The organism is Nonomuraea zeae (assembly GCF_005889725.1).
GTDB classification, from domain to species: domain Bacteria; phylum Actinomycetota; class Actinomycetes; order Streptosporangiales; family Streptosporangiaceae; genus Nonomuraea; species Nonomuraea zeae.
In genome coordinates, this window is sequence record NZ_VCKX01000303.1 from 1 (window position 1) to 14,345 (window position 14,345).

Sequence of the window (14,345 nt, forward strand, 5' to 3'; positions counted from 1 at the left end):
CCCCACAGCCCCGCGCAGACCCCTCCCAAACCAGAGCATCAAACATCAAGCCCGCAATAGTGCGGTGGATCAGCCCTAAACCCGCCCAATCGGTACCAAGAACACCCTCTCTCGGGCTCTGGGGCGACGCCGGACGGCGTGGATCCGGGGTCTGGACCACGAGGGGCGGAGGGTCGAGCGACGGCGCGGGCGTCTCAACGCGGCTGGGCGGAAGTCCGGCGCCGGAAAATTTTGGTGCCCCCGTCCGAATCCCGTCGATCGGGGGCGTGGGAGAACATACCCGCATCTACACGGGTCAACCAATAAGTTCACAAGAGTCAATGCTCTAATTCGCAAAGTTGACACGGCCCGTCAATGCCAGTGCCCTCCACAGGTCACGCAAAACCCCCGAACCACCACACGCCACCGGTGAACCACCCGGCAGGCCGAGGACGGTGGCCCGTCCTCGGGAGTCATTCTGGAGACCCCGCGGCCGGGTGCGCCGGCTGGTGCCAGGTTGGCTCTGCCGTAAAGAAGGCACTGGGGGGTTATGGTCCGCCGCCCGTGGAACGGGAAGGGGGACGGCGGACCCGCACCTGGGCCTTGGCTCCGCTCAGCGCGGAGCCAAGGACCCGAGCCCGCCGATCGCGCGCAACGCGATCAGCGTGGGCCCAGCTTCTCCACGATCAGCCGGTAGAGCTGCCGTGGACGCCCGGGCTGCGGCGTACGGTTCGGCGGAAGCGGCCACGCAAGTCCCTCGTCAACCAACGTGCGCAGCAATCGCCGAGCCGTGCGAGGCGTCACCCCGAGCATCTTGCCCGCGCCCTCCGCGTCGACCACCGTGTCGCCGCCTTCGAGCTTGGCCGCCAGCCTGGCCAGCACCTCCACGCCCTTGGGCTTGAGCGCGGTGGAGCCCGTGGGCGGCATACGCGGGGCCGGGATGAGTGCCCGTCCCTCGCGATCCACCGCGAACCCCTGTGCCTGCTTGCCCGCCTGCGTGCGGGCCAGCGCGGCCCGGGCGTGTGACTCCGCGTCGTGCGTCGTGCGCCCCATCCCCACACCGACCTCGACCGCGAGCCCCAGCTCGTCCCTGATCCTGGCCGCGAACGGCAACACCCTGAACCCGTCGGTGGCCGCCGTGATCGAGCCCCTGGTCGCCGTGACCAGGTAGCTGTGATCGTCGATCGGCCAGACGGTGGCGTTGATCCGGTTCGCCTCCTGGACCAGGAGCCGGTGCAGCGACAGCCGCAGCTCGTCGCGCCAGTAGCGGGGGGCGGCGCGGCGCACAGGTTCGCGCAGCGTCGGCACCTCCACCAGCACCACGGTGAGCTGCGACTCCTCCAGCCGGTGATGCGCCCCGAGCAGCGCCGCGGTGTGCAGCGCCGTACGGACCGCCGCGGAGGTCGGCCTGATCCTGATGACCGGAACGCCCGCCGCGTGCAGGCGTTCGGCCACCGCGGGCAGGCACGTCAGCGCCCCCGTGGTCGCACCCTGCCGGGCGAGGCGTTCATGGTAGGCCGCGATCGTGCCGGTGGCTCCCGGCTCGTCGCGGCTGTGCACGTCCGTGGCCGGGATGCCGAGGTCGGTGTACGCCTCCTCGACATCAGCCCTGCTGACCACGTCGATGCTGACCCTCTGGGGGTCCATGCGGGTGTCGAGCGCCGCCTTGGCCAGCGCCGCCACCAGTGCTGCTCCACCGAGTTGGACGTACGTCGCGGGCATCGTCAGCACACCTGAACGCCTGGCCAGGTCATAAGGGACCGGGCTGGCGAAAAGACATGCATCGACACCGGGACCGAGCCGCGTCACCTTGTCCGGAGCCTCTTGCTCGTCACGATAGGCCGCCGCCACCAGGCGGCACGGCAGCGGTGCCGCTGCGTGACCCATCAACATGACTCGCTCGACCAGGTCGTGTGGTCCGACCACGCCGATGGTGAGGTCCGGTGTCATAGCGCCCGGGCGTGACACTCGGGGAGTTTCTTCGGCCCTCTCGACCAATGTTCGTCCCATCCTGCCGTCCGTTGCAGTGCTCTCTTTTGGAACGATCGCTCGCGGGGGCCGTAATGTCACGCCCGACTTTTCCGGAAAGCCGTTCTGGTTGACCGCCCGTCAAGATGTCCTAGCAGCTCAACGAGGTTTTTCCGGCGTTTTTTAGCGCTCGGAAATCTCTCGTGTAATGTCCGCGCCGAGCGCGCGCATTCGCGCCGCGAGATGTGCGTGACCGCGATCGATCAGGTATCCAGACTCGATCACGGTCTCTCCCTCGGCCGCCAGACCGGCGAGTACGAGTGCGATTCCGGAGCGCAGATCGTGCGCCGTCACCTGGGCCCCGGTCAGCGGGGTCCGGCCGCGCACGATGGCGCGGTTGCCGTCGACCTCCACATTCGCGCCCATCTTGTTCAGCTCGCCGGCCAGCGCGAATCGGCCGTCGAAGATGCGCTCGTGAATGTAGCTGGTGCCCTCGGCCAGCGCCGCGACCGTCATGATCGGCGACTGCAGGTCGGTGGCGAAGCCGGGATAGGTGTCGGTGATGATGTTGATCGGCCGCAGCGTACGCCCGCTGCGCACGCTCAGCACCGCGCCCTGGCGGGCGAACTCCACGCCCATCTGCTCAAGCTTGTAACGGACGACGCCCAGGTCGAGCCCGGTGCCGACGAGGTTGAGCTCGCCGCCGGTGATCGCCCCGGCCATCGCGAACACGCCCGCGTCCAGCCGGTCGGGCATCACCGTGTGCTCGACCGCGTGCAGCTCCTCCACGCCCTCCACGGTGATGAACCCGGTGCCGCCGCCGCTGATCCGCGCGCCCATCTTGGTGAGCAGGTCGATGACGTCGAGCACCTCGGGCTCCAGCGCCGCGTTCTCGATCACCGTGGTGCCCCTGGCCAGGGCGGCGGCCATGATGAGGTTCTCGGTGCCGGTGTGGGACGGGGTGTCGAGGTAGAGGGTCGCGCCGGTCAGCCCCGACGCCTTGACGTGGATGACGGTCTCACCCTCGTCGACGATCGCGCCCAGCCGCTTGTAGCCCAGGTAGTGGAAGTCGAGGTTGCGGCTGCCGAGATTGCAGCCGCCGACCCCTTCCACGATGGCCTCGCCCAGGCGGTGCAGCAGCGCGGGGGTGAACAGGACCGAGCCCCTGAACCGCCGCGCGATCTCGGCCGGCAGCACGGCGCTCGTCAGCCGGGAGGCGTCGATGACCAGCGTGCGCTCGGACTCGTGCAGCTCGACATACGCACCGACGGCCTCGGCCAGCTCGACCGCCCTGCGGACGTCCTCGATGATCGGCACGTTGCGCAGAACGGTACGGCCTTTCGCGGCGAGCAGAGCCGCACCGATCATCGGCAACACGGCGTTTTTCGCGCCCTGGATGAACGCGGTTCCACGCAGTGCGTTGCCACCGCGCACGCGGTAACGGACCATTCGTGCGGCTCCTTGAAATCAACGGTGAGGCTCGATCGGGCCAACAGTAGTCGGTAACACCACATGACCCAGCCGAATCATCCGCTAAAGGAAGACCCCGTGACGCGCTCATACGCTTCTAGGTATCGCTGCCTCGTGCGCTCGACGATGTGGTCAGGAAGTCGAGGTGGGGGGTTTCCGGAGGATTTGTCCCATCCGGATTCGGGCGATAGTAGCCAATCGCGTACAAATTGCTTGTCAAAGGCGAGTTGCGCACGTCCCGGCTGCCACTCGTCGGCCGGCCAGAAGCGCGAGGAGTCGGGTGTCAGAACCTCGTCGCCCAGCGTCAGCACGCCGTCGGCGTCCCAGCCCAGCTCGATCTTGGTGTCGGCCACGATGATGCCCCGCTCGCGGGCGATCTCCGCCCCTCGCGTGTAGACGGCCAGCGTGATCCGCCGTAGCTCGGCGGCGGTCTCCTCGCCGACCTCCGCGACCACCTGCTCGTAGGTGATCGGCTCGTCGTGCTCGCCCATCGGCGCCTTCGAGGACGGGGTGAAGATCGGCTCGGGCAGCCGCGAGCCGTCCTCCAGCCCTTCGGGCAGGCGTACGCCGGAGACGACCCCTTCGCGCCGGTAGTCGACCAGCCCCGAGCCCGTCAGGTAGCCCCGGGCCACGCATTCGACCTGCACCATCGTCAGCGGCCGGCACAGCACGCTGCGCGCGTCGTCGCCCCGCGACACGATGTGGTTGGGCACGACGTCCTTGAGCTGGTCGAACCACCACAGCGACATCTGCGTGAGCACGGCCCCCTTGTCGGGGATGCCGGGCTCCAGCACGTGGTCGAAGGCGGAGATGCGGTCGGAGGCGACCATCAGCAGCAGGCCGTCGTCGGTCTCGTAGAGGTCGCGTACTTTTCCGGAGTGCAGGTGTTTCACGGGGCGATGTCCGTCCTGTGGAAGGAGCCGCGCAGCTCGATCCGCGCGACCAGCTCGTACGCGTTACGCCGCGCGGTGTCCTGGTCGGGCCCGCTGCCGACCACGTTCAGCACCCGCCCGCCGTTCGAGACGAGGTCGCCCCCGGCCCGCTTCGTGCCGGCGTGCACCACGTAGGCGTGCTCGGTCGGCTCCACCCCCGTGATCACGTCACCCTTGACGGGCGATTCGGGATAGCCCTCCGCCGCGATCACCACCGTCACGGCCGAGCCGGGCTTGAACACCGGGTCGAGCCCCAGCTCCCCGGTCGCGGAGGCCATCAGCAGCCCGCCGAGCGGCGTCTCCAGCCGGTCGAGCAGCACCTGCGTCTCCGGGTCGCCGAAGCGCGCGTTGAACTCGATCACCTTCGGCCCCTTCGAGGTCAGCGCCAGCCCCACGTAGAGCACGCCCTGGTAGGGGAGCCCGCGCCGGGACAGCTCGGCGATCGTCGGGTGCACGACCTCCCGCATGACCTGGTCGGTGAGCCCTTCGGGAGCCCACGGCAGCGGCGTGTAGGCGCCCATGCCGCCGGTGTTGGGCCCCGCGTCGCCGTCGTAGGCGCGCTTGAAGTCCTGCGCGAGCTGCAGCGGCACGGCGGTGCTCCCGTCGCAGAGCGCGAACAGCGACACCTCGGGCCCGTCGAGGAACTCCTCGATCACCACGCGCCCGCAGGCACGGGCATGGGCGAGCGCCTGGTCCCGGTCGTCGGTGACGACGACGCCCTTGCCGGCGGCCAGCCCGTCGTCCTTGACGACGTACGGGGCCCCGAACTCGTCGAGCGCCTCCGCCGCCTCCTGCTCGGTGAGGCAGACCCTGGCCCGCGCGGTCGGCACGTCGGCCGCCTTCATGATCTCCTTGGCGAACGCCTTGGAGCCCTCGATCATGGCCGCCTCGCCGGACGGGCCGAAGCAGGCGATGCCCGCCTCCCGCACGGCGTCGGCCACCCCCGCCACGAGCGGTGCCTCGGGCCCCACCACGACGAGATCGACCCCGAGCCGGGCGGCCAGCGCGGCCACCTGCTCCGGATCGACGGGATCGACGGGATGGACGGTCGCGACCTCCTCGATGCCTGGGTTGCCAGGAGCACAGTGGAGCTCGCTGACCTGGGGATCGAGCTTGAGAGAGCGGCACAGGGCGTGCTCACGCCCTCCGGAACCAATGACTAGAACGCGCACGCGCCCCATTGTCGCAGGCCCGCCGCCGAGCGCACGCTGCCGGTCACCGGCACACCGAATACCGGAATACGACGCGATGTTTGTGGAGTTCTACCTGAGCCGAACGCCTCCTGACGAGTATCGTCAGATGCGTTCATCCGCCTGTGGTAAGTTGAGGCGGCTTTGCGGCGTCCCGTGTGATTGGAGGTGGTCCGGGATGAATCCTGGTGATCCCAGCAGTACGTGCTTCCACACGTACAGCCGGTGTACCCCCGACCACTCCAATCCGGCAGCCTGATCGTGCCTCCACGCATTTGTGTCGATTGAGGTGACTTTTCATCGCGCGTGGAGCGTGCCAGGTCGGGCGGAAAGGGACTGCCATGCGCTCGTCCACGCTCTTCCGTCGCATCAACCGTCACCCTGCCATGCCCTCACGGCTCGCGCACTCGCCCCAGAAGCCGGTGCGTGAGGTCTGCGTGCCGCCTGTCGACTCCATTGTCGAGTTCGGTGCGTATGTTCAGGGTAAGAAGGTCTCCGCCACGAGCATCGTCGAGGCACTCGACCTCGTACGCGAGCACAACAAGACCTCCGACGGCACCAACGCCTTCCTCTGGGTCGGGCTCCACGAGCCGGAGGCCCCCGAGGTGGAGTGGCTGTCCGAGGTGTTCGGCCTGCACCCGCTGGCCGTCGAGGACGCCGTCAAGGCGCACCAGCGGCCGAAGGTCGAGCGGTACGGCGAGTCGCTGTTCATGGTGCTCAAGACCATCGCCTACCTCGACCACGACGAGCTGACCGCCACCAGCGAGATCATCGCGACCGGCGAGATCATGGTGTTCCTCGGCGCGGACTTCGTGGTGACCGTGCGGCACGGCCGGCACTGCCCGCTGACGCTGGTCCGCGAGCGCCTTGAGGACAAGCCCAAGCTGATGAACCGCGGCCCGGCGGGCGTCCTGCACGCCATCTCCGACCACGTGGTCGACCAGTACCTCCAGGTGGCCGACCTCATGCAGCTGGAGCTGGAAGAGGTCGAGGCGACGGTGTTCGCCGACGTCAGCTCCCGCGACATCAACCGGATCTACCAGCTCAAGCGGGAGATGCTGGAGATGAAGCGGGCCATCACGCCGCTGCGGGCGCCGCTGTCCGCGCTGCCCCAGCGCCGCGTCGTCCCGTCGGAGATGCGCGAATACTTCCGCGACGTCGGCGACCACCTGTCCCGCGTGTGCGAGCAGGTGGAGTCCTCGAACGAGCTGTGCAGCTCGATACTGCAGGCCGCGCTGGCCCGCTCGAACGCCCTGGCCAACGAGGACATGCGCAAGATCTCGTCCTGGGTGGCCATCCTGGCGGTGCCCACGATGATCGCCGGCATCTACGGCATGAACTTCGACTTCATGCCGGAGACCAAGCAGGTCTGGGGTTATCCGGCGGTGCTGGCCGTGATGGTCACCGCCTGCGTGCTCCTGCACAGAGGCTTCCGCCGCAACGGCTGGCTCTGACCGCGCCGCGGGGCGCCGCGGGGGACCAGCCGTAGCGGACCGGCCGCGGGAGGATCAGCCGCAGGGGCCTGCCGCAGGGGTCTGCCGCAGGGGTCAGCCGCAGGGGTCAGCCTTGGGGGATCAGACGCCCACGGGCTTGAGCGGGCCGACGGGGTCGGGCAGCTCCAGCCCGCGCTCCCGCCATACCTCGCGCATGCGATCGGGATAGTCCGTCACGATCCCGGCCACCCCCAGGTCCAGCATCCGCCCGGCCAGAGCGGCCTCGTTGACCGTCCACACCGCCACGTCGAGCCCGGCCGCCGCGGCCTGCGCCATTAGCGCCTCGTCCACCATGAGGTGCTCGGGCGAGAGCGTGGTGGCCCCAGCCTCGCGCGCCGCGGCCGGCACGTCGTCGCCCAGGTCGTCGTGCCAGTGCAGGGTGTCCAGCTCGATCAGCGCGAACCGGCGCGCGCCCGGCGCCAGCCTGGCGGCGTGCGCGATGATCCGCCAGTCGAAGCTCAGCACGGCCGCGTTGCCGAGCCGCCCGTGCCGGTCGAGCTCCTCGACGACCATCTCGGTGAACATCTCGGGGTCGGAGGTCAGCTCGGGCCTGGTCGGGTCGGACTTCAGCTCGACGTGCAGGCGTACGCCCTCCGCCTCATAAGCGTTGACCAGCCCCAGCACCGCGCCGAGCGTCGGCATCCGGGTTTCGGGCATGGGGAACTGCGTGAGCGCGAAAGGGTCGTCGGGGTGGCGCGGCAGCCGCACGCCGACGTCCAGCATGCGCAGCTGCGCCAGGGTCAGCGAGTTGATCGGCTTCCCGACGTAGGGGAAGAGCGGATCGCCCGCGTGGACCGGTCGCCGGTCGGCGCTGGTCACCGCGGAGACCGTGAGGTCGTGCGTGAGCACGAGGCGTCGATCGGCGGTGAGCGCGACGTCGAGCTCGAGCGCATGCACGCCGAGCTCCATCGTGCGGCTCATCCCCGGCAGGGTGTTCTCCGGCCAGAGGCCACGAGCCCCCCGGTGACCATGTATCTCAACGCGCACACCCGGGACCCTACCTGGCCGGGGCCATGACAAGGCAGTGCCACGCCGTGTCCTTTTTATCCTGCTACGCCCGTTCGCCGGTCGAAGCCGGGTTACCCATTGTGTACTGGCCTTATTGACGATAAATGCAACTATCTTGCAATAAGCTGGACAGCATGACGGAGGCTCTCAAAACGGTCCATCCGGCAACAGTTCGGGCATGGGTCGACGGCTGGGTGATCTCCCGCCAGACTCCGCCCCCCGTACGCGAACCGTGGGGCCTGCGGGTGGACGTCGGCCTTCCCGGTCACGTGGCCAGGCACATCGTCCCCGACCCGACGCCGGCCACCATCGAGCGCCTGACCGGCGCCCTCACCACGCCCGGCACCTGGCTCAAGCTCTGCGCCCCCGCGGCGGTCGTGACCCCGCTGCTACCCGAGCGGTGGTCCGTCCAGGACCCGGAGTTCATGATGACCACGTCCCTGTCCGTCGGCCCCGCCGCCCGCAGGACCTCCTACGCCCACTGGAACCCCGCGCCCCCGGCCGGTTACACGCCGGCCGTCACCACGAGGGCCGGCGTCACGGTGGCCCGCCTCCTGACGGCGGCGGGCGAGGTCGCGGCGCGCGGCCAGTTCGCGATGGCGGGCCGGACGGCGGTCGTGGACCAGGTGCAGACCGCGAGCGGCCATCGCCGCCGCGGCCTCGGCACGGTCATCATGCGGATGCTCGCGACGACGGCCGCCGCCGCGGGCGCGCACACGGGCGTGCTGGTGGCCACCGCCGAGGGCCAGGCTCTGTACGAGACCCTCGGCTGGAAGCTCCGCACCCCGGTGACCGCGGCGGTCCTGAAGCACTGACTCCCCGTCCCCGGGCCGTGGTGGGGCCGCCGTCTCCGGAGGCCCCACGTGCTGCTCAGACGAGCGGCCGGACCACCACGGTCTGGTCCCGGCCGGGGCCCACCCCGATGGCCGAGATCGGCGCGCCGCTCATCTCCTCCAGCGTCCGCACGTACGCCTGCGCGTTCGGCGGCAGGTCCTCGAACGACTTGGCGCTGGAGATGTCCTCCTGCCACCCGGGGAAGTCCTCGTAGACCGGGACCGCGTGGTGGAAGTCGGTCTGGGTCATGGGGATCTCGTCGTGCCGCACCCCGTCCACCTCGTAGGCCACGCACACCGGGATCCGCTCCAGCCCCGACAGCACGTCGAGCTTGGTGAGGAAGTAGTCGGTGATCCCGTTGATCCGGGTCGCGTACCGGGCGATGACCGCGTCGAACCAGCCGCAGCGCCGGTTGCGGCCGGTGGTGACGCCGTACTCGCCGCCCGTCGTCCGCAGCCAGTCGCCCATCTCGTCGGTCAGCTCCGTCGGGAAGGGGCCGGAGCCCACCCGCGTCGTGTACGCCTTGAGAATGCCGATGATCTTGGTGAGCCGGTTCGGCGGGATGCCCGCGCCCGCGCACGCTCCGCCCGAGGTGGGCGAGGAGGAGGTGACGAACGGGTAGGTGCCGTGGTCGATGTCGAGCAGCGTCCCCTGGCCGCCCTCCAGCAGCACGAACTTGCCCTCGTCCAGCGCCTTCGACAGCACCAGCGAGGTGTCGGCGATGTGCGGCTTGAGGCGCTCGGCGTAGGCGAGGTACTCCTCCAGCACCGCCTCCGGGTCGATCCCGCGGCGGTTGTAGACCTTGGTCAGCACCTGGTTCTTCTCGGTCAGGGCGACCTCGATCTTCTTCGCGAGGATGCCCGGGTCGAGCAGGTCCTGCACGCGCACGCCCATCCGGGCGATCTTGTCACCGTACGCCGGCCCGATGCCGCGTCCCGTGGTGCCGATCTTGGCCTTGCCCAGGTAGCGCTCGGTCACCTTGTCGAGCGCCTTGTGGTGCGGCATGATCAAATGCGCGTTCGAGGAGATCAGCAGCCGCTCGGCGGAGATGCCCCGCGCGACCAGGCCGTCGATCTCGCTCAGCAGGACCCCCGGGTCGATGACGACGCCGTTGCCGATCACCGGCACGACGTCGGGTGACAGGATCCCCGTGGGTAGCAGGTGCAACGCGTATTTCTGGTCCCCGATGACCACGGTGTGACCCGCGTTGTTGCCACCTTGGTAGCGGACGACGTAGTCGACGTCGCCACCGAGCAGGTCGGTGGCCTTGCCCTTGCCCTCATCGCCCCACTGGGCTCCAACGAGAACGGCAGCCGGCATGGTTCAGTCTCCCGAGCACAAAACGAAACCCCTGGCGCAAGCGCGACAGGGGCTCTTGCGTAGAGAGACTACCCGAGTATGCCTATTCGTCCCAAGGGCTACCCCTTGGACAGCGCGTCGTACCCGCTCCCCGTGCTGTCCTTGAGGAACTGCACGCACCGCTCGGCCTCGTCCTTCTCGCCGATCGCCTGGGCGGCCCTGGACAGCGCGTACAGGCAGCGCAGGAAGCCGCGGTTGGGCTCATGCTCCCAGGGGATGGGCCCGTGGCCCTTCCAGCCGCTGCGGCGCAGCTGGTCAAGCCCGCGGTGGTAGCCCGTGCGGGCGAAGGCGTAGGAGGTGACGGCGTGCCCCTGGGCGAAGTATTCCTCCGCCAGCGCGGCCCACGCCGCCGGGAAGGCGGGGAATCGGGCCGCCACGTCGGAGGCCTTGGCACCTGCTTCGAGCGCCTCCCGGGCCTCGGGCAGGTCCGGCAGGTGAGTCGGGGGCGGCCCGGCGAGAAGGTTATCCATAGGACAAGTCATACCCGCCGGGCCACCGAAGTGGCTACTGATGAGACGCCCGTGCCATCGGCCGCCGCCACGCTCCTGCCCGGAGGGGGCTTCCGGCGGCGGCCGGACGGGCGGTCTCCCGTCAGGCGGACAGCTTCGTCCCGGCGCTCTTCAGGTGCTGGCAGGCCTCGGTGACGCGGGCCGCCATCCCGGCCTCGGCGGCCTTGCCGTACGCCCGCGGGTCGTAGGTCTTCTTGTTGCCCACGTCGCCGTCCACCTTGAGCACGCCGTCGTAGTTGCGGAACATGTGGTCCGCGATCGGCCTGGTGAAGGCGTACTGCGTGTCGGTGTCGACGTTCATCTTGACGACGCCGTACGAGATGGCCTCGTGGATCTCCTCGAGCAGCGAGCCGGAGCCGCCGTGGAAGACCAGGTCGAACGGCTTGTCCTGGCCGTACTTCGCGCCGACCGCGTCCTGGATCTCCTTCAGCACGCTCGGGCGCAGCTTGACGTGACCGGGCTTGTAGACGCCGTGCACGTTGCCGAAGGTGGCGGCGAGCATGTAGCGGCCGTGGTCACCGATGCCGACGGCCTCGGCGGTGGCCAGCGCGTCCTCGGGCGTCGTGTAGAGCTTCTCGTTGATCTCGCCGACGACGCCGTCCTCCTCGCCGCCGACCACGCCGATCTCCATCTCCATGATGATCCGCGCCCGGGCGCACTTCTCCAGGAGTTCCTTGGCGATCTCGAGGTTCTCGTCGAGCGGCACGGCGGAGCCGTCCCACATGTGCGACTGGAACAGCGGGTCGAGGCCCTTGGCCACCCGCTCCAGGGAGATGTCGATCAGCGGCCGCATGAAGCCGTCGAGCTTGTCCTTGGGGCAGTGGTCGGTGTGCAGCGCCACCGTCACGGGATATTTGGCGGCCACCACCCGCGCGTATTCGGCCAGTGCCGTCGCGCCCGTGACCATGTCCTTGACCGTCGCACCAGAGAGGAACTCGGCGCCGCCCGTGGAGACCTGGACGATGCCGTCGCTCTCCGCCTCGGCGAAGCCGCGCAGGGCGGCGTTCAACGTCTGCGATGAGGTCACGTTGATCGCCGGGTAGGCGAACCCGCCCGCCTTGGCCCGGTCGAGCATCTCGGCGTAGACCTCTGGAGTCGCAATAGGCATGATTCATCTCCCTGAGAAGTAACTGCTTCGCGCCAGGGCCAGTATCCCGGCTCACTACCCTGTGGGGTAGAGACGACGCGTGGTTGTTGGTCATGTCCCGCAGCTCCGCTACGGGTAGGCTCTCGGCGTGGACTGGCTTTGGAATCTCCTCGACCCGACGTGGTGGCTCACGATTCTCGGCGCTTTCGCCACGGTCGGTGTTCTCGCCATCATCTTCGCTGAAACGGGTTTGCTGCTCGGGTTCTTCTTGCCCGGTGACTCGCTGCTGGTGGCCGCGGGGATTTTCAGCTCGGCCTCGGTGGCGCAGGGAATGGGCATCGCGCCGCTGTCGTTCCCGGTGCTCTTGATCGGCACACCCCTGTGCGCGATCGCGGGCGCCCAGCTCGGCCATTTCCTCGGGGCCAGATTCGGCCGCAAACTCTTCGACAAACCAGATTCGCGCTTGTTCAAGCGCGAGCACGTGGTGCGGGCCGAGGAGTTCTTCGAGAAGTTCGGTCCGGCCAAAGCCGTGATTCTGGCCAGGTTCGTGCCCATCGTGCGGACGTTCATGAATCCCGTCGCGGGCGTGCTGGAGATGCCGGCCAAGCGTTTCTTGCTCTGGAACGTCATCGGCGGCGTCGTGTGGGTCGAGGGCCTGCTCCTGCTGGGCCACTTCCTCGGCAGCAAGGTCGATCCCAAGCAGATCGACAAGTACATCCTGCCGGGCGTCTTCCTCATCGTGCTGATCTCGCTGATCCCGATCTTCGTCGAGGTCGTCAAGAACCGCCGGGCGGCCAAGGCTCTCGCCATGCCCAGCGGCAAGCACCACCGCGTGCCGTAACCACGACCCGCCCTCGCGGCGCCGGCAATGGGCACCGTTCGCGTGCTTTGACCGTCCGCTCTCGCCGGCCGCCTTGATCGGTGGCCGCCGGAAGCGGGAACGCGGGATTACCAGAGGGTACGCTGCCCACTGTGGGACGCCACAGGTCAGATCCGATGGGCCTCGCCCGCCTGGCGCTCGCCGTGGTGGCAGTCGGGGCCGTGGTGACGCTTCTGGTCATCGGCGGCCGCGCGCTGCTCGGCTCGCTCGGCGCGCAGTCGCAGCCCGAGCGTGAGCGCGTGCGCGCCTCCGCCGCCACGACCACCGCCGACGCCGCCACCGAGGCCACGGCCCAGGTGCCGACCGTGCGCATCGAGTGCGTGGCCGAGACCTGCCCGCTGGTCACCGTACGCGTGCCGGGCGGGGACGTGCTGCAGTATCGCGAGATGAGCAGGGGCGAGGAGGTCAGCTACTTCGAGCCCGAGCTCGACGTCGTGCTCAGCGACGCGAGCACGGTCCGGGTCACCGAGAACGGCAAGCCGCGCGAGCAGGGCAAGGCCGGCGCCCGCGAAGCCTTCACCGCCAAGGCCGCGAGCGGCTGACCCGGCCGGCGGCCGGTCTTCGGCTCCGGCCCTGTCGATCGCGCCCGCGCCGGTTACAGGCCGAGGTCCTTGAGGGTGAAGGCTGTGCGGTAGTCGAGGCCCTCGGCGGTGATCCGCTCCCGCGCGCCCCGGTCGACGATCGTCGCGACGGCCACCACCTCGGCCCCCGCCTCCTTCAGCGCCTCCACTGCCGTCAGCGGCGAGGCGCCGGTCGTCGAGGTGTCCTCGACCGCGAGCACCCGCCGGCCCTTGACGTCAGGCCCCTCGATCCTGCGCTGCATCCCATGAGCCTTCTGCGCCTTGCGCACCACGAACGCGTCGAGCGTGCGCCCGCGCGCCGCCGCCGCGTGCAGCATCGCGCCCGCCACGGGATCCGCCCCGAGCGTGAGCCCGCCCACCGCGTCATAGTCGAGGTCGGCGGTCAGGTCGAGCATCACCCGGCCGATGATGGGCGCGGCCACGCCGTCGAGCGTGATCCGGCGCAGGTCGAGGTAGAAATCCGCCTCCAGGCCCGAAGAAAGGGTGACCTTGCCGTGGACGACGGCCTTGGTCTTGATCTCGGCCAGCAGGTTGTCGCGATCCGTCATGCGTCCAAGCTTAGGGTCCTGACCAGAGCGAGAGCCTGCCCGTACGCCCTGGGCAGAGGCCGCACCCGCACCCGGGGACGCCGGCCGTACAAGATCTCCGAGGCCCGCAGCCGCGCCACCTTGTCCGGCAGCCGCTCGTCGGATCTGGCCAGCACCCCCACCCGCGTGGGCGCGAGCAGCGTGAGCGTCTCGTCCCCGGGGAAGGCCCTGCGCAGCGCGGTGGCCAGGTTCAGAGCCGTGGCCAGCCGCTCCGCCAGCTCCTCCGCCCACTCGGCCGGCTCGGCCACCACCAGGCACGAGCCCGCCGCCGACCCCCGATAGAGCTGCGCCAGCCGGGTACGCAGGTACGCCACCGTGACCAGCCCCGTCAGCGGATCCTCGCACTGAAGCTCCGCGATCGGCGCGAAGCTCTTCTCCGCCCACCCCGCGGCGAACGAGCTCATCGCCTCGAACGTCGGCTCGCCCACCCCCGACGCGGCGAACAGCGCCGCCAGGTCGTCCATGCCC

General features: G+C 69.4%; 14 protein-coding genes. 4 read left to right on the forward strand and 10 right to left on the reverse strand.

The window, feature by feature from the left end:
• Positions 1-639: 639 nt before the first annotated feature.
• From ETD85_RS51300 to purD, 4 genes are all read right to left on the reverse strand, one after another.
• Entirely contained in the window at positions 640-1,929 is a 1,290-nt protein-coding gene (locus ETD85_RS51300) for a GTP cyclohydrolase IIa (protein ID WP_138697140.1), read from the reverse strand.
• Between the two features lie 201 nt (positions 1,930-2,130).
• Positions 2,131-3,396 carry a UDP-N-acetylglucosamine 1-carboxyvinyltransferase gene (murA, locus tag ETD85_RS51305; RefSeq protein WP_138697141.1) on the reverse strand — a complete coding sequence of 422 codons (1,266 nt, stop codon included), beginning with the start codon at positions 3,394-3,396 and terminating at the stop codon, positions 2,131-2,133.
• Positions 3,397-3,473: 77 nt separating this feature from the next.
• The gene (locus ETD85_RS51310; RefSeq protein WP_138697142.1) at positions 3,474-4,310 is read right to left on the reverse strand and encodes a phosphoribosylaminoimidazolesuccinocarboxamide synthase; all 837 of its coding nucleotides are present in this window, start codon (positions 4,308-4,310) and stop codon (positions 3,474-3,476) included.
• The gene (gene purD, locus ETD85_RS51315; RefSeq protein WP_138697143.1) at positions 4,307-5,521 is read right to left on the reverse strand and encodes a phosphoribosylamine--glycine ligase; all 1,215 of its coding nucleotides are present in this window, start codon (positions 5,519-5,521) and stop codon (positions 4,307-4,309) included. Before purD ends, ETD85_RS51310 begins: the two co-directional genes overlap by 4 nt.
• Positions 5,522-5,925: 404 nt before the next feature.
• Here purD and corA point away from each other — a divergent pair, with 404 nt between their 5' ends.
• The gene (gene corA, locus ETD85_RS51320; RefSeq protein WP_138697144.1) at positions 5,926-6,993 is read left to right on the forward strand and encodes a magnesium/cobalt transporter CorA; all 1,068 of its coding nucleotides are present in this window, start codon (positions 5,926-5,928) and stop codon (positions 6,991-6,993) included.
• 120 nt (positions 6,994-7,113) lie between these two features.
• On the opposite strand, the gene ETD85_RS51325 is transcribed toward corA, so the two are convergent.
• Complete coding sequence (locus tag ETD85_RS51325; protein ID WP_138697145.1) at positions 7,114-8,019, reverse strand: glycerophosphodiester phosphodiesterase family protein; 906 nt, start codon at positions 8,017-8,019, stop codon at positions 7,114-7,116.
• A gap of 155 nt (positions 8,020-8,174) precedes the next feature.
• On the opposite strand from ETD85_RS51325, the gene ETD85_RS51330 reads away from it, so the two are divergent.
• Complete coding sequence (locus tag ETD85_RS51330) at positions 8,175-8,855, forward strand: GNAT family N-acetyltransferase (RefSeq protein WP_170247307.1); 681 nt, start codon at positions 8,175-8,177, stop codon at positions 8,853-8,855.
• 55 nt (positions 8,856-8,910) lie between these two features.
• Here the strand turns inward: ETD85_RS51330 and ETD85_RS51335 are convergent, their stop codons facing one another.
• From ETD85_RS51335 to fbaA, 3 genes are all read right to left on the reverse strand, one after another.
• Positions 8,911-10,194: an adenylosuccinate synthase gene (locus ETD85_RS51335; protein WP_138697146.1), complete on the reverse strand. Its 1,284-nt coding sequence runs from the start codon at positions 10,192-10,194 to the stop codon at positions 8,911-8,913.
• A gap of 98 nt (positions 10,195-10,292) precedes the next feature.
• Positions 10,293-10,703, reverse strand: a complete 411-nt coding sequence (locus ETD85_RS51340; protein ID WP_206059406.1) for a DUF3151 domain-containing protein — start codon at positions 10,701-10,703, stop codon at positions 10,293-10,295.
• A gap of 121 nt (positions 10,704-10,824) precedes the next feature.
• On the reverse strand, positions 10,825-11,850 hold the full coding sequence (gene fbaA, locus ETD85_RS51345; RefSeq protein ID WP_138697148.1) for a class II fructose-bisphosphate aldolase: 1,026 nt from the start codon (positions 11,848-11,850) through the stop codon (positions 10,825-10,827).
• A 127-nt stretch (positions 11,851-11,977) separates the two neighbouring features.
• Between fbaA and ETD85_RS51350 the strand changes: the two genes are divergently transcribed.
• Both ETD85_RS51350 and ETD85_RS51355 read left to right on the forward strand, forming a co-directional pair.
• Complete coding sequence (locus ETD85_RS51350; RefSeq protein ID WP_138697149.1) at positions 11,978-12,670, forward strand: DedA family protein; 693 nt, start codon at positions 11,978-11,980, stop codon at positions 12,668-12,670.
• Positions 12,671-12,825: 155 nt separating this feature from the next.
• Positions 12,826-13,251: a hypothetical protein gene (locus ETD85_RS51355; protein WP_138697150.1), complete on the forward strand. Its 426-nt coding sequence runs from the start codon at positions 12,826-12,828 to the stop codon at positions 13,249-13,251.
• A 53-nt stretch (positions 13,252-13,304) separates the two neighbouring features.
• On the opposite strand, the gene ETD85_RS51360 is transcribed toward ETD85_RS51355, so the two are convergent.
• Entirely contained in the window at positions 13,305-13,838 is a 534-nt protein-coding gene (locus tag ETD85_RS51360; RefSeq protein ID WP_138697151.1) for an orotate phosphoribosyltransferase, read from the reverse strand.
• Positions 13,835-14,345: hypothetical protein (locus tag ETD85_RS63935; protein WP_206059407.1), on the reverse strand; the 511-nt coding region annotated here is incomplete at its 5' end. The genes ETD85_RS51360 and ETD85_RS63935, both read right to left, overlap by 4 nt.